General features: G+C 51.4%; 24 protein-coding genes and 3 pseudogenes. 10 read left to right on the top strand and 17 right to left on the bottom strand.

What is annotated here, in order from left to right; all coding sequences use genetic code 11:
* Positions 1 to 93: 93 nt before the first annotated feature.
* Both AC6I8M_RS10835 and AC6I8M_RS10830 read left to right on the top strand, forming a co-directional pair.
* Positions 94 to 378, top strand: a complete 285-nt coding sequence (locus tag AC6I8M_RS10835; RefSeq protein ID WP_498013785.1) for a DUF4942 domain-containing protein — start codon at positions 94 to 96, stop codon at positions 376 to 378.
* Between the two features lie 163 nt (positions 379 to 541).
* On the top strand, positions 542 to 1585 hold the full coding sequence (locus AC6I8M_RS10830; protein ID WP_498013784.1) for a PDDEXK-like family protein: 1044 nt from the start codon (positions 542 to 544) through the stop codon (positions 1583 to 1585).
* A 639-nt stretch (positions 1586 to 2224) separates the two neighbouring features.
* On the opposite strand, the gene AC6I8M_RS10825 is transcribed toward AC6I8M_RS10830, so the two are convergent.
* On the bottom strand, positions 2225 to 3103 hold the full coding sequence (locus tag AC6I8M_RS10825) for a LysR substrate-binding domain-containing protein (RefSeq protein WP_498013783.1): 879 nt from the start codon (positions 3101 to 3103) through the stop codon (positions 2225 to 2227).
* 41 nt (positions 3104 to 3144) lie between these two features.
* Positions 3145 to 3840: pseudogene (locus AC6I8M_RS10820) on the bottom strand (IS5 family transposase).
* A gap of 589 nt (positions 3841 to 4429) precedes the next feature.
* Between AC6I8M_RS10820 and AC6I8M_RS10815 the strand changes: the two are divergent.
* The gene (locus AC6I8M_RS10815) at positions 4430 to 4570 is read left to right on the top strand and encodes an MFS transporter (protein WP_022547373.1); all 141 of its coding nucleotides are present in this window, start codon (positions 4430 to 4432) and stop codon (positions 4568 to 4570) included.
* Entirely contained in the window at positions 4519 to 5601 is a 1083-nt protein-coding gene (locus tag AC6I8M_RS10810) for an MFS transporter (protein WP_498013808.1), read from the top strand. The genes AC6I8M_RS10815 and AC6I8M_RS10810 overlap by 52 nt, the downstream gene beginning before the upstream one ends.
* A gap of 450 nt (positions 5602 to 6051) precedes the next feature.
* On the opposite strand, the gene AC6I8M_RS10805 is transcribed toward AC6I8M_RS10810, so the two are convergent.
* The 14 genes and pseudogenes from AC6I8M_RS10805 to AC6I8M_RS10740 all read right to left on the bottom strand — a co-directional run bounded on the left by AC6I8M_RS10805 (position 6052) and on the right by AC6I8M_RS10740 (position 14368).
* Positions 6052 to 6747, bottom strand: a complete 696-nt coding sequence (locus tag AC6I8M_RS10805; protein WP_022547375.1) for a hypothetical protein — start codon at positions 6745 to 6747, stop codon at positions 6052 to 6054.
* Positions 6748 to 6990 carry a DUF551 domain-containing protein gene (locus AC6I8M_RS10800; protein ID WP_022547376.1) on the bottom strand — a complete coding sequence of 81 codons (243 nt, stop codon included), beginning with the start codon at positions 6988 to 6990 and terminating at the stop codon, positions 6748 to 6750.
* Positions 6991 to 7096: 106 nt separating this feature from the next.
* A complete protein-coding gene (locus AC6I8M_RS10795; protein ID WP_498013374.1) occupies positions 7097 to 7471 on the bottom strand; it encodes a Mor transcription activator family protein in 375 nt (124 codons plus the stop codon).
* Positions 7465 to 7887 carry a gp16 family protein gene (locus tag AC6I8M_RS10790; RefSeq protein ID WP_498013375.1) on the bottom strand — a complete coding sequence of 141 codons (423 nt, stop codon included), beginning with the start codon at positions 7885 to 7887 and terminating at the stop codon, positions 7465 to 7467. Before AC6I8M_RS10790 ends, AC6I8M_RS10795 begins: the two co-directional genes overlap by 7 nt.
* A 136-nt stretch (positions 7888 to 8023) precedes the next feature.
* The gene (locus AC6I8M_RS10785; protein ID WP_022547326.1) at positions 8024 to 8203 is read right to left on the bottom strand and encodes a hypothetical protein; all 180 of its coding nucleotides are present in this window, start codon (positions 8201 to 8203) and stop codon (positions 8024 to 8026) included.
* Between the two features lie 246 nt (positions 8204 to 8449).
* A complete protein-coding gene (locus tag AC6I8M_RS10780; RefSeq protein WP_010617120.1) occupies positions 8450 to 8620 on the bottom strand; it encodes a hypothetical protein in 171 nt (56 codons plus the stop codon).
* A complete protein-coding gene (locus tag AC6I8M_RS10775) occupies positions 8617 to 9147 on the bottom strand; it encodes a host-nuclease inhibitor Gam family protein (protein WP_010617119.1) in 531 nt (176 codons plus the stop codon). The genes AC6I8M_RS10780 and AC6I8M_RS10775 overlap by 4 nt, the downstream gene beginning before the upstream one ends.
* Positions 9148 to 9179: 32 nt before the next feature.
* On the bottom strand, positions 9180 to 9410 hold the full coding sequence (locus tag AC6I8M_RS10770; protein ID WP_010617118.1) for a hypothetical protein: 231 nt from the start codon (positions 9408 to 9410) through the stop codon (positions 9180 to 9182).
* Between the two features lie 2 nt (positions 9411 to 9412).
* Positions 9413 to 9715, bottom strand: coding sequence for an HI_1482 family protein (locus tag AC6I8M_RS10765; protein ID WP_010617117.1), 303 nt, complete (start codon positions 9713 to 9715; stop codon positions 9413 to 9415).
* 11 nt (positions 9716 to 9726) lie between these two features.
* Positions 9727 to 10881, bottom strand: a complete 1155-nt coding sequence (locus AC6I8M_RS10760; RefSeq protein WP_498013376.1) for an AAA family ATPase — start codon at positions 10879 to 10881, stop codon at positions 9727 to 9729.
* Positions 10882 to 10893: 12 nt separating this feature from the next.
* Positions 10894 to 12682: pseudogene (locus AC6I8M_RS10755) on the bottom strand (integrase catalytic domain-containing protein).
* The gene (locus AC6I8M_RS10750; protein ID WP_498013377.1) at positions 12682 to 13632 is read right to left on the bottom strand and encodes a DUF3102 domain-containing protein; all 951 of its coding nucleotides are present in this window, start codon (positions 13630 to 13632) and stop codon (positions 12682 to 12684) included. Before AC6I8M_RS10750 ends, AC6I8M_RS10755 begins: the two are co-directional and overlap by 1 nt.
* A gap of 12 nt (positions 13633 to 13644) precedes the next feature.
* Positions 13645 to 13965 (bottom strand): helix-turn-helix domain-containing protein, encoded by a 321-nt coding sequence (locus AC6I8M_RS10745; RefSeq protein WP_022547321.1) that lies wholly within the window; start codon positions 13963 to 13965, stop codon positions 13645 to 13647.
* Positions 13966 to 14023: 58 nt separating this feature from the next.
* Positions 14024 to 14368: a helix-turn-helix domain-containing protein gene (locus AC6I8M_RS10740; RefSeq protein ID WP_498013378.1), complete on the bottom strand. Its 345-nt coding sequence runs from the start codon at positions 14366 to 14368 to the stop codon at positions 14024 to 14026.
* 30 nt (positions 14369 to 14398) lie between these two features.
* On the opposite strand from AC6I8M_RS10740, the gene AC6I8M_RS10735 reads away from it, so the two are divergent.
* Positions 14399 to 15430, top strand: coding sequence for a helix-turn-helix domain-containing protein (locus tag AC6I8M_RS10735; RefSeq protein ID WP_498013605.1), 1032 nt, complete (start codon positions 14399 to 14401; stop codon positions 15428 to 15430).
* Positions 15431 to 15459: 29 nt separating this feature from the next.
* Here the strand turns inward: AC6I8M_RS10735 and AC6I8M_RS10730 are convergent.
* Positions 15460 to 15968 (bottom strand): annotated as a pseudogene (locus AC6I8M_RS10730) (DNA adenine methylase).
* A 337-nt stretch (positions 15969 to 16305) separates the two neighbouring features.
* On the opposite strand from AC6I8M_RS10730, the gene AC6I8M_RS10725 reads away from it, so the two are divergent.
* Genes AC6I8M_RS10725 through AC6I8M_RS10705 form a run of 5 tightly spaced genes read left to right on the top strand, consistent with a single transcriptional unit; the run spans position 16306 to position 18489 of the window.
* Positions 16306 to 16599 (top strand): putative holin, encoded by a 294-nt coding sequence (locus AC6I8M_RS10725; protein ID WP_022547386.1) that lies wholly within the window; start codon positions 16306 to 16308, stop codon positions 16597 to 16599.
* A 2-nt stretch (positions 16600 to 16601) separates the two neighbouring features.
* The gene (locus AC6I8M_RS10720; protein ID WP_051588504.1) at positions 16602 to 17240 is read left to right on the top strand and encodes a transglycosylase SLT domain-containing protein; all 639 of its coding nucleotides are present in this window, start codon (positions 16602 to 16604) and stop codon (positions 17238 to 17240) included.
* Positions 17233 to 17817 carry a hypothetical protein gene (locus AC6I8M_RS10715; RefSeq protein WP_498013465.1) on the top strand — a complete coding sequence of 195 codons (585 nt, stop codon included), beginning with the start codon at positions 17233 to 17235 and terminating at the stop codon, positions 17815 to 17817. Before AC6I8M_RS10720 ends, AC6I8M_RS10715 begins: the two co-directional genes overlap by 8 nt.
* A 34-nt stretch (positions 17818 to 17851) precedes the next feature.
* A complete protein-coding gene (locus AC6I8M_RS10710; protein ID WP_022547389.1) occupies positions 17852 to 18175 on the top strand; it encodes a hypothetical protein in 324 nt (107 codons plus the stop codon).
* A gap of 2 nt (positions 18176 to 18177) precedes the next feature.
* Positions 18178 to 18489, top strand: a complete 312-nt coding sequence (locus AC6I8M_RS10705) for a hypothetical protein (protein WP_022547390.1) — start codon at positions 18178 to 18180, stop codon at positions 18487 to 18489.
* The last annotated feature ends 2 nt before the right edge of the window (positions 18490 to 18491 follow it).

The following is an 18491-nucleotide window of genomic DNA, read 5'->3' as shown; positions in this document are numbered from 1 at the left end:
ATCTATTATTCAATCCTGTAGGGGCCATTTTTCTCCTGTTAAAAGCCTTTTTATTTTACTTTTTCCTTTTAAATAAAAATATAACACTTCTATATGGTCCACCTTGGTTCAAGGTCACAATCCGACATTACTAACCGAAGGTTGTATCTAATACCAGGCGCAGGTCAAATACCCGATAATCGCGTTGATATTTTAATTTGTCCGATGTCGCATATACGCGACAATCCTGACAAGGATGTTTACGAAGACATTGACTTCTCCATCTATTTCTTTCAGAAAGGCGCCGCACATCTGACATTTAAGCTCCCAAATTTAGCGGAGAAAATGAACGACACCATTGCTAAAATTATCCAGGAATGTTGGCTGAAAGATAGATAAAGATTACAATACACTGACCTCAAAAACAGGCAATCTTTTTCAGTAATTGCTTGCTACATAGTTAAAGTATTTTAAGCGGCTAATTTATCACACCAGGGACTGAATAATGGAAAAGAACGATGAATGGCGAGATATACAATAGTTATTGCGTAGGACTGTGTTAATGCAAGAGGGCTATCAGCAAGCAAAGAAGCGTTATGCCAGTAAGATAGCTCCCGATTTCCGTTTGTTACGTTTTTTCAATATCAATGAAAATACGCTTTCTAAATGTTTGGCATTCCTTCTTAGCCCCAATGAAAGCCATGCTCAGGGTGATCTATTTCTCACGAGTTTTTACCAATTAATAGAGAAACCAGAAACGCTCAAAGCTGATATGAAGGCTCGGACTTCAACTGAATACACCATTTCTAATAGTCGTAGAATCGATATATTGGTCGCGGATCAAAACGAGTTAACAGGTATTGAAAATAAACCTTGGGCAGTCGACCAAAAAGATCAACTTTATGATTATGCTCACTGGTTAGCAGCGGAAGCGAAACGACGAGGCAGCGGATGGTCCTTAGTATACCTCTGTAACAACGAGATAAGTGAGTTTACTTTTCGCGCTCAGTCACCTGACGAAATAAACAAGCATGTAAAACCTATCACTTTCTTCCAGTTGGAAAACTGGCTTTCGCGCTGTGCATTGCACATTGAGGCACCAGCAGTACGATGCTTTGTAGACGCTCTAATAAAATTCATTCGCGAAGATATTAATGGAGAAACAGCTATGGAACTGCAAAATGAACTCACAAAAAAACTGGTCGCTTCACCGCAAAATCTCAGCGCAGCATTTTTGATTGATCAGAATATGCGTCAGGTTAAAGAACGCCTGTGGAAAGATTTCATCGTATATCTTCGTCAGGAACTATCCCCATTGGGATTCAAGGTTGATATGAATGATGAGTTGCGCACAGGCAGTAAATACGCAACGTTCTCGGTGTTATTTAAAGAAGGTGATGACTTCAAATTATGCTGGGAGTTTGAAACCAGCGATTACCGTAATCTGGCTTACGGGATCTGCTCAACTATCGAGCCACACGAGAAGTTGCATAATGATTATTTTCCTGCAATCGCTCAATCGATGAGGCATGTTTTCCTGAAATCGATGCAAAAATCGAAAGCGAAGGATGGTGGCCTTGGTGGTGCTATGTTGATGCGGGTATGAATGTTCCACGCAATTGGAATATGGAATCAGATGCCTGGGCATTGCTGCTTGAGCGTGGTGAGGGTAGTTTTGCACAATCAATAACCAGTATTGCAAAACGCATACATGACGAAATGGACTTATCCTTGTTGAGGACGTCTTCCTAAAACCTGAGTGAAAAAGAAAATTATACCAAGTACGATCAATGACTTATGTACGTATTGGGGATTGAGTAGGGAGGGGCAGAGAGATCTTTGCTGAATTTATTCTGCAGCAGTCCCGACCTGCCAACAGAAACCTATCCCTGCATGTCAGGCTGGCCAAAACACGCCATCCTTATTCCACAGCCTTAGATGGGCCTGCAAACTGGCTTAATACCTTACGCTGTTTATTATTACATCGGTAATGCGGTTGGTTGCAGAGTTGTGGTTTCGCCTGCATCGATGTTTTCAATTAATAAAAAGCCCACATCGCGTGGGCTTAAGACTCGTTGGTAATGAATTTAATCCGTGTCGTTTCTCATCGTGGTTGCCAGTGCGAGCATTCTTGTATTTGCCCTATTTGTGAAAAGAACCGTGCCCTCCAGCGTAGTGACCGCCACGGGCGAAGTTGATTGACGGTGAGAGCAGAGCCATTTTCCAGCCGAATAAATTAATTCACTCAAATTTTAAATCGTTTGAGATAGTCAATCAACAACCGTTGCCGTAACGAATATCGATGAGCATAGGGCCAGACGACATAAATGGGGGTGCTGGCATCACTGATTTTATCCTCCAGCAGTGCACAAAGTGAACCGGACTCAAGATGCTCTGTTATTGAGACCTTAGGTAAGTAGGCTATGCCATTACCATGAAGGGCTAATTTAATACGGGTTTCAATATCATTACAAATGATCGATTGCGGAAGATGCAAAGATTTTATTTTTGGCAAAGGCCATGGCTGGATCATGCCGGTATTTCTTGAACGATAGTGAATTAACGCGTGATCGAGAAGTTCTTCCGCACTTTCAGGCTTGCCATGCAGGGAAAGATAATCCGGGGAGGCAACAAGCACGCTATTAATATCACCAATATAATAAGAGCGTAAATTTTCATCAGGATCATTACCGACGCGTAAGGCCGCATCGAAATTTTCAACCACCAGATCAACAAACCTGTCGGAGAAATCAAGCTCGACCTCTATGTCTCTGTGTTCTGCAAGAAAAGCATTAAATCTTTCACTAAACAGATTTGGGATGGGGGCCACACTGATTTTTAATCGTCCGACGGCGCTCTCCGTTGAAACCAGCATGGCATTTTGTATCTGATCGACCTCCTCAAGAATGCGCAATGCATGGTTCAAAAAACACTCACCTTCATAGGTCAGTGAAATTCTGCGGGTATTACGCTGAAGCAATTGCGCTCCTACGCTGCTCTCCAGGCTGGTAACCCGTTTTCCCACTGCTGAAGCGCTCAATCCCAGCGCCCGGCCCGCTGACACAAAGCTTCCCACTTGCGCCACCTTCACAAACATCGATATCGCGGAAAGTGAATCGATCATTTTCTGTACCTCAGGTTCGATTGCGACCTAGGCTGTGTCCCTTAATTACATAACCTCTTGTAAAACAGCCGGATGCATCCCAGTTTCACCATCGCCAGATAATTCCTCGCCGTTTTGTCGTAACGTGTGGCAATGCGGCGGTATTCTTTTGTCCGGAGTAGGCTTTGTCAGCCAGCACTGCATGGCCACGACGCTTCATGCTGCCGTTCCGGCGCTGAACACCAATACCGTCCAGAAGACGTTGTGCAAACTGGCTTTCGTGAGCCTGACCGGGACTCAGTACGATATTTAACGGCAGACCGCTTCCGTCTGTCGCCAGATGGATTTTGGTGCCAAAACCACCGCGAGAGCGACCCAGCCCATTATCTCCGGCGATATCGGAATGTTTTTTTGCGCCCCGGCGGCGCACCTGAGTGCCCGGATATTGCTGCCATCCAGCGCAGTTGCGGACCAGTCAGCGAGACCATGAGCATCAAGAGAAGAAAGTAACCTGTTGAAAATAATGTTAATCACTCCCGATTTAGACCATCGATTAAAACGGTTATAAACGGTCTTCCATGGGCCATATCGCTCAGGCAAATAGCGCCATGGTGCGCCTGAACACAGCACCCAGAACATGCCGTTGATGATCATACGATGTTCAGCCCATGGACGTCCGGCCCGTGGTGTTGCTGGTTCAGCAGGTAATAAGGGCTGGATGATGTCCATGCTTCATCGGGAAGGTCGTAGCGAGCCATAGTTCAATGTGTTGTGGAAACAGGTAGTTACTATATCTCAGGTGATTAAGGGACACAGCCTAATCTGGCAGCATAGTCCGGAACTGCAGGTAGGTTATTCCAGAACGTAAGTTAATGTAAAGTCATGGTGATGTTACTTCATATCGCATTCCGAATGAATTCAAAGTCTGTATATGGAGAATTATAGTGCAGAACAGCGAGCTAATAAGGCGGAGTGAGGTTATTACGCGTTGTGAAAATCATGGCTGCCAAAAACTCAACGGAATAACATGATTGAGAATATATAGGTATCGAATGTTTTTATTTTTGGCTTATGGGGCTGAGTGAAAATAGTGAGGGTATACCGTATCTTTGCATGCCAGCGACAGGTCATGAATTAAAAGTGATATCTGTTGAGCGAGGAGCATCGCGCTCAGGTCATCGCTGCCTGAAAGCAGAGGAGAGCGTGATAACGGATGACTGCAGAGGAAAAATTACCAGCGAATTTATAGCTGATTAGATATTAGATTAATCAACCCCTGCGTTTTAATAATGTCGTCACTGTTAAATTAAATGATCGTGTATCGACGTAATTTTTTAGGAGTGTGTTATGCCTGTCACGCTATTTGCGCTGATGTTGGGCGTGTTTTGTCTTGGAACGGCTGAAATCATTATTTCAGGACTGTTGCCTGTGGTTTCATCAGATCTGGCGGTGACGCTTCCGGATGCCGGGTCACAGGATATGCATTAGGCGTTACGATTATCGGTCCGTTTGTCACGCTTCTCACTTCACGAGTTCCTCGTAAAGCGCTGGTTCTGGGCTTAATGGTCCCTTTTATCATGGGCAACGTGTGGGCGGTAATGGCCTCGGATTATCAAATGCTTATGGCTGCACGTATTCTCACCTCAATCAGCCATGGGACATTTGTAGCTGTAGCCTTCAGCCTCGCTGTGACGTTATCTCCTCCGGATAAGCAGGGCTCTGCCATGGCGAAGATTGCACTTGGTTTTAACCTTGCTAATGCATTAGGCGGACCTCTAGGGACATTCATAGGCCAGAATCTGGGCTGGCGCGCAACCTTTGTCGCTATCGTGATTGTTGCGTTAATTTCAACGGCGTTAATTGCTGCATTTATGCCAGCTAAATTACCTCAGACTGAACAGTCAAAACCGGGGGCCATGCGTCGTGAACTGAGCGCGCTCGGCAACCCGACGCTTATTTTCGCGGTGATTACGACAGTGCTGGCGCAAGGGGAGGTATTTACGGCTTCGACATACGTTGTGCAACTCTTAATGGATATCAGTCATTTCTCACCTTCTGCGGTGTCCGCACTTTTGGTCGTGTTCGGTATCGGTGCGATCATAGGTAACTTCGCGGGTGGCAGACTGGCGGATAAACACGTTATGCGCGGTGTGACTACGGTTCTGAGCAGCCTGGTCATCGTGCTGATTGTGTTCTGGATGACCAGCGTGGTACCCGTGCTCTCAGCGATCACGCTTTTCCTGTTCGGCGCTATCGGGTTTTCGATTATTCCTTCTCTGCAGGCGAGCATTCAGTCACTGGCGGTTGCCGCTCCGACGCTGGCGCTTTCAGTAAATGTTTCTGCCTTTAATCTTGGCAACGGCTTAGGTGCCTGGATGGGGGGCACGGTGCTGAATTTTGGTTTCGGTATTCGCGCAGTGCCTTTAGCCGCTGCGATGCTCGCGGCGGTCAGCCTGGTTATCACCTTATTTGCATGGCGTCTCAGCCGTCAGCCCCTGACGCCAGCGCTTGAATCGTAACCCTTGATGAGTGATCATCACCGGGCGCATTTGCGCGTGCGCCCGATGAAGATGACTCGATTGCAGGCACGGTTTCCGCAATGTATCAGGGATGATATAAATGCATAAATGATCTGCATAGAAGCCATGATGAAAAAAACACTCTCACTTATCGCCGTCATGTTATTAGTCGGCTGCCAGTCCCATACTAAACAAACAGCAAGGCAGTCATTCAGGTTTCCAACCGCTTCCGAGATAAGAAGCCAGTGCGAATCGCAAACTTCCTCGCAAATTGCAAATAAAGATACTCATCTGTGGCTTTGTCAGGCCGTTTCCGCAATACAGTATGATAGGACGTGAGATATTTAAACGGGAAACGTGCGATAAATGTGGATCTACCTGGGACAAACTGGATCTATCTGGGACAAGTCAGGGTGATTAAGTTACACATAGTGAAACAGGAATCATCACTCAAATTAATCGATTCTTGAAATCATGTTGCTGCTTGAAGTCGTATCCAGTTGAGTCGGTAGAAGAGCATGATGGCTTTGCTTCTCTTCTCCTGATGTCTATTCTGGTAATTTGATCTGCAGGGATGTAAGTGGCAAGAGCGCCGTAGTCCTGATGAATAACATCCCCATACTCTACCCAGTCATCGCTATTTGCCGAACTTCTATGCGTGACATAGAGAATGACATCGCCGTTATTACCCAGTGTAAAAGGCCCATTTGGAAGTCCCTCGAAGCGTCCAGGCAATCGTGACAGCAAGCCCGAACCATCCTTTAGTACCACAAATACTTCGGTCACCCGATAATCCGTCAGGCCAAACATTTGTTGCCAGGCAGAGTGGGTACCATCAGACCACGAGATATTATGCTTCCGGAGAAACGCGTACAACCGTTTACGCCCATATTTACGCCACGATGCACCCAGGGTCAATGCCAATAACACTGGCAATAACGTTGCCGTGTAAGCATTGACGCCACACCATAGTGTCACGTGGTATATTGCTGTCGGCAACAGGCTAAAAATCAGTGTGGAGAAGAGAATATCAATGGGTTTATGGTGTTCTTTCAGACCGACATTGGCAATAAAATAACCGATGTAGCCAGAGGCCAGTGTTACCAGAGTTGCCCAAGGCAGATCCAACAGCGATGCATCTATCATTCAGTCCTCCTTCGCCCCGTGTTGCCAGGGCTCATTAGTGCTTTCTCGCGGAACAGGTGGCAGCGGCATCCAGTGAGTAACTCCATGGACATCATTGTAGAAATCACCGTCATCCCACTCCCTTCTTTGGCTCAGAAAGCAGACCTTCATATCCCCATAGCTAGAGTAAACTAGCACCCATTGTTCAGGAGCTGGAAGTTGATTTTGACAAGAGATCCAACCATCAGCTGATGAATCGAGCATATGAAATATCCTTCTATTGTCTGGTTAGCATTAACCCAATACTCACTATCTGGTGTACAGGTTATGTTTTTCTCTCCGACGTTTCACTGCGTGAAACAAGAAACAGTCATCGAGGCGGCTTATCTTCATCTTCAAACAGATTGCCCTGGATGCGGGCCAGTTCTTCTTTTTTAACCCGTTTGACTACCGAATAAATCCACTGTAACGAGACTTTGTATTTACGCGCCAGCGCGTGGTGGTTATGGCCGTTGAAGTCAGCAAATATCTCCCGGTCACGCTGATTAATTTTCCACATCAACCCCATTGGAAAATAGACATTTTGCCCGCCCCAGACCGCCATCATCTGACTGGCGACGGCATCACCTATCTGGCTGGCGACAGCAGGGTCAACATCGATAATCTGCCTGACAGTCTGGGCGGTGTGTTCGGCCAGCTCAACCAGTAACTCCGGCCCTTTGCTACGAAAGGTATTCTCTAGCATGATGCTGCCCTCGCCACGCGCTTTTGCCACTGCTTGAGTTTCTCGATAACCTGGCTGGCCTGTTGGCTGTCCAGCCAGTAAGGCGAATCACAGCCGGTTTCGCGTTTAACAAAGTGGGCCAGGGCTGTTGCTGACGCATCACGGACAATGCCCTCCTGGGCCATTGCCTGCCACAGGGCCTGCATTTTCTGGAGTTGCGGACGGTCGGTCTGCTTTTTTGTATTGGCTTGATGGGGCTGGATACGGAAGCCTTGTGTCTTCAGGGCGTTTAACACCTGCGCCAGTTGACCGGGATTCAGGGCTTTTGCCGATGTTTTCCCCGTCAGCCTGTGCAGCATCTGGCGGTAAGTCGCGTCATCCAGTTTGAGCTGGTGGGCGGCAATATGGATTAACTGCAGGTACTTTTGTCGGGTCATCGGTGACGTCCTTTATCGTTGTGGTCGGGGTCAGGTTTCCTTATGCGGTGAGCAAAAAATAATCCTTCGGGGTTTGAAGGATTATAAAATGAATGGCGTTATTATACAATTGAATGGTTTACATGCCGCTTTTCCGCTATGACTTCTTCACGCAAATCGCCCTGGCATCAATATCCCTGAAGGTTTCAAATTTTTTCGCAAACAGTCTGGCGGCCTGCTGACAGGCGGTTGCCGTGTCAAAATCCTGTGTATGCAGGGAGGAAAAAACATTATCGCTATAAGGACTGGCGTACATGGCCAAAATTAATATCCACATGGCGATGTCCTCCCCGTTAACCGGCGGGTTTATTGTGAGTGTGTGGCGTTGATGGCGAATTTGTCGTGATACCTTTTAGTGGCACGACATCCCAGTTAAGTATCCAGGCGCTATAAGGCTGTCCGCAGTGTGGGCAGGCCAGCAGCAGGTCAATTCCCCACTCGCCGCTTTCCGGTTGCTGGATAATCCGGGCCTGGGCAGGATTCAGGTGACGGGTTGCCTGATGGCAGCTGATGCAGGTAATGCTCATAACGGGTTTTCCTTATCTGAGTCGACGATGAGTCCGGCCAGTATCCCGAAGGCATGTTGAAATTCACAATACGCGGCGGCAGAATGGTCTGCCCGCAGGTGATGCATGGCGCGGTTTATGTGCCTTTCAATCTGGCGGCGCAGAGGTTTTATTTTCTGATAGCTCATGAGGTCACCTCCTGCCCGAAGGGCGTAATAATGAAATCCTCAAGCTGGTGATGAAAGGTAATGCCGCGAATATTAAGGGGCCTGATGGTATCCTGATTTTTTAGCAGGGCATTTTTATCCACCTGTGCCTTGCGAATAATGCAGTGGTGTTGCCCGTTTTCTTCCAGCGCCTGCAGGATATCGTCCATTCCTTTTAGCGAAACGGATGGCGGGCGGTTACGCCATGACACCTCGCCGGTTATCAGGTTGGCGGTTTTGGTTTTGCCGTTTTGGGTAAGCTCCTCCCGGTTGGCCTCGCACCAGGTCTGGATACCTTTTTGCAACAGGGTGATGCGGGCCTTCATGGCTTCAATATCAGCCGCATGCTGATGCGTTAATCGTGCAATTTCATCATTAATCTGCGTCTCCAGTCGGGTCATTTCCCGCTGGATATCGCCCAGATTTTTAATATCGCTTATCACCTGCTCACGAGTTTGCGGGGTGCAGGCACCCGCCGCGGCTTTAAGCCGCGTTATTTTCTTTGCCATCTTTTTTACCTTTTAATTAACAACGTCGGGAATTAAACGCGCTCGAAAATAATGTCTTCAGGGGCGTCAGTGTGTTGAATATGCTCAAATAAATTCATGTGGTATCGGGCCGCTATTTCACCAAGACGCTGGTCTTGTTCATTAAAATCACGGCAGTTTTCGCAAATCGATAAATAGGTTTCATAGTCCTGTTCGGTAATATCCACGGTTTTTGCCAGATAAACCGATTGTCGTGCGGTAATACGGACAGGGCGTGTTTTCATGATTAACGTACCTCCCAGGTGATTCGGCAGTTATCTTGCAGGAACTGGTATTTTTCCCAGCGGCCCTGACGGTCAGTACCCAGGGCATAGCGAACGGCATGGCCCTTTTGATGTAAGGCATCACACCGTCGGTCATGCCGCAGGATAATGGTCGGACGGCTATAGCCATCAACGGTAAACTGACTGACGGTAAAGCCCTCCTGGCTGAGTTTGTCCATCACCGACAGGCATTGCCTGAACTGCTGCTGGATGGCCTGGTAGGTCATCGCTGACGGGTTTTTAATGGTCACGGCGGGGTTCAGCATAAAAGCCTCCTTTAATGCACACTGTGAATAATATTGGCGTCGATAACCGGGATGGCGTTCTCGGCGGCCAGGTTCATGGCGTCGGTCACCAGATTGCCGACAGCGAGCGGGTAAAGCAGGCTGACCGGCGTGTCTTTTTTCGGGCGCAGCCAGCTCAGGCGTTGACGCAGTGCCGGTATCGCGTCCGGGCCGAGAACGTTGTTCATGTCGCCACCGACGCGTTTAAACCTGAAATCAAGAAAGTCGCTCAGGTGTTCATCCAGCGGCGGCAGGTCAATGACCTCGCAGCGCTGTACCACTTCCCTGACCGCTAACAGGCGCTCGGATAACTTGTCGCCCAGCTCGGGTTGTCCCAGCAGGACGATGGACAGCAGTTTTTTAAAACCGTCTTCCAGCTCAAAGAAGCGTTTGAGGTGCTTTAAGGTCGGGATGGGCAGGCAATGGGCTTCTTCAGTCACCAGCACATGGCTGTACCCGGCACGGCTGCTCTCTTTTAATAGTCGGTGTAACTGACGGAAGCGGGCTTCGGGTGAGCGTTTGAGTTTTTCCAGTGGGGCCAGGGTGTGGACAATAGCCTCGGCGAGACTGGCGGCTTTGAGGGTCTTGCCCTGATGGTCGTTGTCTTCCATCGCCAGCACGTAGGGTTCAATCACCACCACCGGGGCGTTTTCCCGATAAATGCGGTCAGTCAGGTCACGACGCAGGGTACTTTTACCCGAACCGGATTCCCCGATAACCGCGATAAAGCCGCCATAGCGGGCGGTCTGGTACAACGCCTCGCGCACATAACGGCTTTCAGGGGTTAAAAACACATCTTCATGACCCTGTACCGCGTTGTCATCAAACGGGGCGCGAAACAGCCCAAAATGCTTTTTGGTGGCAGGCAGTAATACCTGTTTTTTGAGTAACATGGTGTCCTCCTCGTTGCTGGGTGGTGTGTGCTTTTCCCTGCCGCCGGACGTAACCCCGTCAAAGCAGTCGTCCGTCGCGATACCCTGGTCACGTAACCAGGCCCGGATACGGTGTTTTAGCGCGTCGGTGTCCTGTTTCGGCCACTGGTGGTGATTGACTATCTGCGCCAGTGTCGCCCCGGAAAGGTCAAGCGCCCGGGCCAGTGCTGCCTGTGTCAGATTGTGTTGTTGTAACAGGGTTTTCAGTTTCAGCATGATGGCCTCCCGTTAACCGTGACTGGCCAGGGGGACCACCACCCCGGTGGACTGGGCCATCAGTTCATCACCCAGCGCGTCGACCTGGTCGGCGGGGATGCCGTCCGGGAAGCGCTGGGTCAGCGTGGTGTAAAATTCACTGCGCCAGGTCTTGCCCGCCGCCTGAAAACGCGCACGCAACTGTTGAACCACCACGACCGGGTTTAATCGCTCTTCAAAACGCGGGGCACAAACCGTGGAGACCTGCCCCTGTCTGGGGAGGTAAATCGGTGGGGTATCGCGTTCATTATCAAGATAAGGGTTAAAGCGACCGCCCAGTGGCAGCGCCCTGGCTTTTTGCGCGGCAGCGGTTTCCCCCGGTGTGGTGGTTGCCATACAGGGTCTGCCCGACTTCCGCCAGATGGTGTTGCGCCGTGGTGTGGGGTAATGCCCTGAACGATTCGCCGGGTGTCGGGCTGTTGAGGTCAAAGCCGTAGTCGTCTTTCGCCACTTCCGGCATCCGGCAAAAGACTTCCAGTCCGTTCTCATTCATCATGACCACCTGCGCTTTACTGTCGCGCCAGGGGTTGCGCACTATCTGTACAGTGTCGCCCACGCAAATGCCGGGGACTTGCCGTACATCGTATTCACTCCCCCTGAACGACACGCGAAGGTGAGTGCTGACCTTACGGTTTTCCGGCAGACTCACCGCCAGTTCGCGGCAGACGTCAACAGGCGGTGCCTTGATTAACTGTCCAGGGGTAATACGCAGCCAGCAGTCGGTGCGGGTCATGCCGGTACGTCGGTGGATGGCGGTACGGTTGTATTTTTTACGCCATAACCCGACCAGGCGGTTGAGTTCATCAATATTATCGACTTGCACAAACCGCAGACCGGATTCAAAATGGCACTCGAGAATGTCACGCGCCTTTTCCACTGAGCCGGTGGCGCGGGCATTGCCGGCTTTATGGGCGATAAGCTGAATACCGAGGGTTTGACACAGGTTGCGCAGGGTGGACGAGACCAGCGCGCAACCGGGGTCGGTATAAAGGATGCGCGGCACGCCATGCAGGACGTCGGCCCCACCGCGCTCCTGCATGGCATTAATCAGTACATCGGTAAAGTTTTGTGTCGTTTCGCCGCCGAAGCGGTACTCGGCGTAAATCCAGCCGCTGGTATGGTCAGTCAGCTCAAATGACCAGACGCGGTCGTTAACAATGCGGTCGAGATTTTTTGGCTTGTTCTTGTTAAATTCCGCCTCACTCATCATGTGCAGGCCGGTGTCACGAGTCGTGCTCCGCTTGCCTGGGTTTTTCAGGTAATAAAGCACACACAGCGACGCATCCAGTTGCCAGACATGATTGGGATGGTTGGTTTTTAGCTGGACGCAAGGGGCAGGCGCGCCTAACTGGCTGGGGTGCAGGCGGTAACGGTACAGCGCCCGGCTGATGGCATCCACCGACAGGGGGTACCACTCGCCGGTCTCGTTATCAGTATACCCGGCATGAATCAGGTTGTTCGCCCGCAGGTCATTAACCGCCTGCTCCAGGCTGTAAAGGCGTTTGCCGTTCTTGCGATGCGAGGCCATCATCACGCCGGATATCTGCAGGGCTTCCTCACGGGTCAGGGCACTGGTGCCACAATCCACCCGCTGCCTGCGCGGCGGTTTATAGCTCACCTGTTTAATTTTTCGCAGCAGTGTGGCTCTGGAAATGCCGAGTGCCTGGCAACCTGTCTGATAAACAGCGTCTTTGCCGCCATGCCCGGCTTTTTCGGCAGCCTGGGCAATCGCCAGTATGCGTTCGGTCAGGATGGGGTTCATTACTCCACCTCCTCGCCGCTATCCTGTCCGGTACCGCGTAAATGTTCAGGTAACTGAAAATCCGCGTCTTCTGCCTCTGCATCGGCGTTTACCCAGTCAGGTACGGTCTCTGACGGGGCGTGATGGGGCAGTGTAAAATCACTGCGTAACACATTGATTTCAAACTCAATATCATTAAGCAGGCCCGCTAAATAGTCGGCGTGGGACGTGATATCACCACTGTGACTACTCAGTTTTTCCAGCCCTTCCCGAAAGCGGCCCATTAATATGGCTTTAACATCAAAGCCCACCAGGCCAATCTCTTCACGGAGCTGACGTATTCCCTCTTCCCCTAATGGGCGATGCTGATCGAGCAGGCGTTTTTCGCTCAGTTCATTGAACTTTTGATCTTTCTCATTGGCCAGGCGGCGGCTGGCTTTAAGTGACTCTTCCGTTTCACGCAGTTTTGCCCTAAGTTCCCGCACCGACATGCGGTCAACCTCATCGAGCGTCAGGCCCGCGATGGTGCCGCCTTCGGCCAGTTCGGCGAGGTCTTCGTCGTCTTCGGTCATCAGTTCAAAGAGCTTAGCTTTACCTAAACTCGCTAACGTTAGCGAGTTTTTCTGTAACAATGGTGATGTATATTTCAAAGCTGCTTTCATTATCGAATTTGCAGTTCTATGAGCCATTCCTAGTTTTTCAGTAACTATCTTAGTAAACTCCCCATGCGGCTCATTCTCTTTAAGAATAATCAGTCGCTTCCCCGCCTCCAGCATGGCTTCGGCACTCTGTGCCATATAGAAGCGCGCCTCATGCACAATACGTTCTCTTTCATAGGGCAGGCCTTCGCCGTACCTGTCCATAATCGCCTGCTGATGTTCAGCCAGGGCGTTAAGATTGTTCATTAAATCCGGCGACAGGGGCTGTTCGGGGGTGATTTCAGCCGTTATCGGTAACGCTTTTCTACCCATGATTTTTTCCTCTTACGGTTTTGACGGTGAGGCTACGCAGCGACCCCGTCGTTCTGCCATCCTGATTTGCGCCCGTTCGGTTTCATCAAAAAAAGCCAGGGCAATCTGTATCAGTTCTTCACTCAGGGCGTAATTCCCGTTGAGGCGCCGTTCAACCATGCCCTCTTCCATTAAAAACGGCAGGGTGCGACTGATATTGGCGGGTGAGTCATTGATAAGCGTCGCCAGGGCTTTATTGGACAGACCCTCGCGGTAATGCCCCTTCATGGCTTTCAAAATACGCAGCGCCCGCCGTGTGCGTGAAGAAGCATGGAGCGATAAGGTGTTTTTCATCGGAGAGCCTCTTTTTCATTAATGGAAATTATGTTACCGTCAGTGAAACGGGCGAATGTTATTTTTTATAGCGCTTTTTACCTGATGGCATGGGTTTTCCCATTATCTGTTCAATAGCCTGTTTAATTTTGCGCGCTTCCCCGCGCCAGCCCTGGCAGGAGCCATCAAGCAGCATGTATACCTGATAAGGTTTAAAGCCGGATTGGCGTGCCCATGCCGCCACCGTCGGATAGTCCTGATAGACGCGGTCATAAAAATTTCGCTTAAAGTCGGCGGGGTGTTGTAGTGACATTGTTTTGCCTCCGTCATAAAAAGTTAAAAATAAACATACCAATACATGCGAAATAATGTAAAGTCTTTTTTTGTCTGTTTTTGTATATCTCTTATCACCATTAAAAATCACTGGCTGTTATCGGCCTAGAAGGAGACCTGTATGGCAAAGAAAAAAGCGGCAACCAGCCTGTCTGTAACTACGGCGGACAATATCACGATTGCGGGGGGGGCAATTGCATACCCTGAAAAAAAGGCAGAAAACAGCGCCCAACAGGAGGTGATGGCGCGTTTCGGAGATGGCTTACCCTATGAAAGAGAACGTATTGTGCATGAGGCGCGCTTCTATATGGCACAGAGTGCCGAAGCCATGCTGGAGGCGGGGAAGCGACTGATTATTCTTAAAGAGAATGAGCCGCATGGGGAGTTTACTAAGATAGTTACTGAAAAACTAGGAATGGCTCATAGAACTGCAAATTCGATAATGAAAGCAGCTTTGAAATATACATCACCATTGTTACAGAAAAACTCGCTAACGTTAGCGAGTTTAGGTAAAGCTAAGCTCTTTGAACTGATGACCGAAGACGACGAAGACCTCGCCGAACTGGCCGAAGGCGGCACCATCGCGGGCCTGACGCTCGATGAGGTTGACCGCATGTCGGTACGGGAATTGCGGGCAACATTGCGTAAAGATGAAGCGGCGCTCAAGCGCAGCCAGCAACTGGTGGCCGAAAAAGAGAAGCAGTTGCAACAGTTAAGCCAGCAACTGACCGATAAAACCTTTCCGTCTGCCGCGAGCGATAAGCAGGCTCCGCTCGATACCCAGCAGTGGGTGACACTGACACTCGAAGGGGTGGGTGACCGTCTCAAATCCGAGCGCCTGCGGCTGGGGCTCAGTCAGGAAAGCTTCGCTGAACGGTGCGGGGTTAAAAAGCTCACCCAGTACAACTATGAAAAAAGTGAGCGACATCCTGATGCGGGCTACTTAATCGCGGCGAAAGCGTTAGGCGTCGACCTTCTTTATGTGATGACCGGGGAGCGCAGCGATGAAGCCAGTGCGCTCGATGTGGTGCGCGATGAGGAAGAGGCAGAGGTATTAACTGCCTTTCGACATATTCCCGGCGAAACCCGCGAAGTGGCTAAACGCACCCTGACGGCAATGGCAGAGAAAAAAACCGCCCGCCGCCGCGCATGACGCATCCCTCTCCGTTGCAGCGGAGAGGGTTATTTGACGGTAATAATCAGCTCGCGCCGTTGTGTGGGCTGATTGATGTTGAGATTATACCGAATCGGCACGCTCTGCATCTCGAACCCCTGAAACACTGCCCGCATCTCAGGAATATCATTGACGGAAACAATCATCATCCCGGCTAAATCCCGTCCCATACCCGCCAGTTTTTCATATAGAAACGTGCCGCCCGCTGGATATCGGTCAGGGTCTCGGTCGGGGTTATTTTCAACCAGTGGTACATCGCCCGGCTGACCAGCGCCCATTTAAACTGGCGCATAAACTCTTCCAGATGGTGTTTCAGCACCCGGTAGAGATTGACCAGCTCGCCGTTGATATCGTTAATCACTTCCACTTTGCTGGGTGACTTCATAAAGAAGAGCGCCGCTGCGCCACAAAACGGCTCCACGTAGCAGGTGTGCGCCGGGAAGCGCGGTAAAATCTGTTTCGCCAGCCGCCGTTTACCGCCTGCCCAGGGCAGTATCGGTAAAAAATGTTGCTGCATTGTCTGTCAGCCTGTTTCACTCATGGAAATTAAGGTAGACTCTTTCCTGTCCTCGAGGACGAAAAGCGCCACGGTTGACTCACAGGTGATGTCTGTGTGTTGACGGCCTGTCCGGTGTTAGCGCACCGGGTGGGTCGCGCTTTTTCCCTTGCCCCATTCGGGGCAATTGCTGAGGATAATCTAACCACGCCCTGCCATTCCCACTAGTAAACCGCTTTAAAAGCGGTTGGCGCACCGCCCTGTCACACTGTCGGCCTGATTCTCAGGGAGAGTGTGATGAAAATCCGAAAAAAACTGACCTTGACCCCCTTTAAAACCCCCACGCCTCGGCGGCTGGTTGCTCACTGCGGCTGGTCTGTTGCTGGTGATTGGCCTGGTCTCGCCGCAGCAACTGCCGGTGGTGCTCTACAAGCTGGCCTTGATCACCCTGGCGGCGGTGGTCGGTTACTGGCTTGACCGTTCGCTGTTCCCCAGGGCTCGTCCCGGTCAATACCTGCACCATGACCACCCGGAGGTGGCACAGGGTCGACATCCGGTACGCGGCGGCTGCCATCAGGTGTTTGCCGCCGCCCAGTTGCGCCGGGCAGTGATTGTGGCCGCAGTGTGTCTGAGTGTGGCGATGGGGTTATGACCATGAACCGCTATCAACGTCCGCAGGGCGACCCCAGATGGCTGTTATTCCTTTTGCTGATAGTGCTCCTTGGTGGCGCGCTTGATGCCGATGCGGCGCGTCCCCCACAAGCGGCACTGCCATACCGGACTGAGCTGATACGTAACGCCCGTCTGGTGTGGGGGCTTGATGCGCCGGTGGCGGATTTTGCCGCCCAGATTGAGCACGAAAGTGGCTGGCAGCCGGCTATCACCAATCGCATCGGGGCGCAGGGGCTGGGGCAGTTTATGCCTGCGACCACGGACTGGATTGGGGAGGTGATGCCGGAACTGGCCGCCAAAGCGCCGCTTAATCCCGGCTGGAGCCTGCGGGCAGTGGTGAGTTTCGACCGCTGGCTATGGCAACGCCTGTCGGCGGTGAATGCGTGTGAGCGCATGGCGATGACGCTCTCGGCCTACAACGGTGGCCTGGGCTGGGTACAGCGTGACCGCCGCCTGGCAGAACGTCAGGGGGTCGATGGCAGGCGCTGGTTTGACAGCGTTGAGCGGGTCAATGCCGGACGTAGCCTGACCGCCTGGCGTGAGAATCGTCATTATCCGCACCGTATTTTACATGCCCTGGCACCGCGTTACCTGACCTGGGGAGGGGCAAGCTGTGTTTAGTGCAGTCAGCCTGAAAAGCCCCGGCGGAGTGCTGGTAATGGCGCTGTTGTCGGGTATCTGGTGGCACGGCTACACGCAAGGCGCAGGTCGCTCAACCGAACGGTGCGCGGCAACCCTCAGTCAGCTGCGCGAGACGTTTGCCATGCAGGAAAAACAGCGCGCCGGGCAGGCCGCGCAAACCCTAAATGCCCTGCAGCAGCGTTTCATCCATCAGGTGAAGGTGGCGCATCAGGCCGAACAGCGCTACCTGAATCGCATTGCACAGCTTCATGACAAAACCCAACACTTAACCCGGCGGATAGATGACGTTACCCAACACTGGCAGGATGAAAAAGGTCAGGCTCATACTGTGGCCTGCGTATTTACTCGTGGCTTCGTGCAGCACTACAACGCCGCCCTCGGGCTGTCAGACGTTGACGGTTCAGTCCCTGCCACCCTTACCGGCGGTACTGGCAACACGACCCGGTCAGCTGAGACCCCTGGCGAGCGACACACCCCGAGTCCAGTTACCCAGCGCGATATCCTCGCCAATATCACCGACAACGGGCAACAGTGCAGGTCTGGCGGGCACAGGTAAACGGATTGCTGGATTATATTGAAGGATCACAACCATGACATTACAGGTCGATTTCTGGGTACTGGTAAGCTATCTGTTTGGGCTGGCGGGCTTTCTCGCGGGGCTGGCACGCTGGTTTATCCGGGAGACCGAAAAGCGTCAGGCCGAACGGTTTGCTTCGCTGGAGCGGTTGATGCGTGAGGCGTCCGACAAAGGCTCACGCCTTGAGCGCGAGGTGCTGGAATTCAAAGTGGAGGTGCCGGAACGTTATGTCCGGCGCGACGAATTTATTCATTATCAGCAGGTGGTGGAGTCACGGCTTGACGCGATTTACCAGAAGCTGGAAACGATACAACTGCGTCAGGTGGCAGGAGGATAAGGATGACAGAAACCGAACAGGCGCGCCGCGAAGGGCTGCGCTGGGTGTTACTGCAGGTGGTCAACAAGGCACGGCCTTATCCGGCCAATGACCGGCTGCTGTGGGACGTGGGCCACTCGCTCTACCCGGACATGACCATGCTGGAGCTGCAAAAAGAGTTACTGTTCCTTGAGGGCTTAAGTCTGGTTCGCCTGACCCGACCGCCGGCGCGCTCATGGACCGCCACGATGACGCCGGAAGGGGTGAACCAGGTGGAATACGTCACCGACGATATCCCCGGCATTGCCCGCCCCGCCAGATACTGGAGAGAGTGACG

The organism is Type-A symbiont of Plautia stali, assembly GCF_059731155.1.
The sequence above is the reverse complement of the archived record's forward strand: the minus strand, read 5'-3'. Positions and strand labels throughout refer to the sequence as shown.

What these genes read in the sequence shown, in the direction of transcription:
- AC6I8M_RS10835 (WP_498013785.1), top strand. Translation starts at nt 94, where the DNA reads ATGGTCCACCTTGGTTCAAGGTCACAATCCGACATTACTAACCGAAGG.
- AC6I8M_RS10830 (WP_498013784.1), top strand. Translation starts at nt 542, where the DNA reads ATGCAAGAGGGCTATCAGCAAGCAAAGAAGCGTTATGCCAGTAAGATA.
- AC6I8M_RS10825 (WP_498013783.1), bottom strand. Translation starts at nt 3,103, where the DNA reads ATGATCGATTCACTTTCCGCGATATCGATGTTTGTGAAGGTGGCGCAA.
- AC6I8M_RS10815 (WP_022547373.1), top strand. Translation starts at nt 4,430, where the DNA reads ATGCCTGTCACGCTATTTGCGCTGATGTTGGGCGTGTTTTGTCTTGGA.
- AC6I8M_RS10805 (WP_022547375.1), bottom strand. Translation starts at nt 6,747, where the DNA reads ATGATAGATGCATCGCTGTTGGATCTGCCTTGGGCAACTCTGGTAACA.
- AC6I8M_RS10800 (WP_022547376.1), bottom strand. Translation starts at nt 6,990, where the DNA reads ATGCTCGATTCATCAGCTGATGGTTGGATCTCTTGTCAAAATCAACTT.
- AC6I8M_RS10795 (WP_498013374.1), bottom strand. Translation starts at nt 7,471, where the DNA reads ATGCTAGAGAATACCTTTCGTAGCAAAGGGCCGGAGTTACTGGTTGAG.
- AC6I8M_RS10790 (WP_498013375.1), bottom strand. Translation starts at nt 7,887, where the DNA reads ATGACCCGACAAAAGTACCTGCAGTTAATCCATATTGCCGCCCACCAG.
- AC6I8M_RS10785 (WP_022547326.1), bottom strand. Translation starts at nt 8,203, where the DNA reads ATGTGGATATTAATTTTGGCCATGTACGCCAGTCCTTATAGCGATAAT.
- AC6I8M_RS10780 (WP_010617120.1), bottom strand. Translation starts at nt 8,620, where the DNA reads ATGAGCTATCAGAAAATAAAACCTCTGCGCCGCCAGATTGAAAGGCAC.
- AC6I8M_RS10775 (WP_010617119.1), bottom strand. Translation starts at nt 9,147, where the DNA reads ATGGCAAAGAAAATAACGCGGCTTAAAGCCGCGGCGGGTGCCTGCACC.
- AC6I8M_RS10770 (WP_010617118.1), bottom strand. Translation starts at nt 9,410, where the DNA reads ATGAAAACACGCCCTGTCCGTATTACCGCACGACAATCGGTTTATCTG.
- AC6I8M_RS10765 (WP_010617117.1), bottom strand. Translation starts at nt 9,715, where the DNA reads ATGCTGAACCCCGCCGTGACCATTAAAAACCCGTCAGCGATGACCTAC.
- AC6I8M_RS10760 (WP_498013376.1), bottom strand. Translation starts at nt 10,881, where the DNA reads ATGCTGAAACTGAAAACCCTGTTACAACAACACAATCTGACACAGGCA.
- AC6I8M_RS10750 (WP_498013377.1), bottom strand. Translation starts at nt 13,632, where the DNA reads ATGGGTAGAAAAGCGTTACCGATAACGGCTGAAATCACCCCCGAACAG.
- AC6I8M_RS10745 (WP_022547321.1), bottom strand. Translation starts at nt 13,965, where the DNA reads ATGAAAAACACCTTATCGCTCCATGCTTCTTCACGCACACGGCGGGCG.
- AC6I8M_RS10735 (WP_498013605.1), top strand. Translation starts at nt 14,399, where the DNA reads ATGGCAAAGAAAAAAGCGGCAACCAGCCTGTCTGTAACTACGGCGGAC.
- AC6I8M_RS10720 (WP_051588504.1), top strand. Translation starts at nt 16,602, where the DNA reads ATGAACCGCTATCAACGTCCGCAGGGCGACCCCAGATGGCTGTTATTC.
- AC6I8M_RS10710 (WP_022547389.1), top strand. Translation starts at nt 17,852, where the DNA reads ATGACATTACAGGTCGATTTCTGGGTACTGGTAAGCTATCTGTTTGGG.
- AC6I8M_RS10705 (WP_022547390.1), top strand. Translation starts at nt 18,178, where the DNA reads ATGACAGAAACCGAACAGGCGCGCCGCGAAGGGCTGCGCTGGGTGTTA.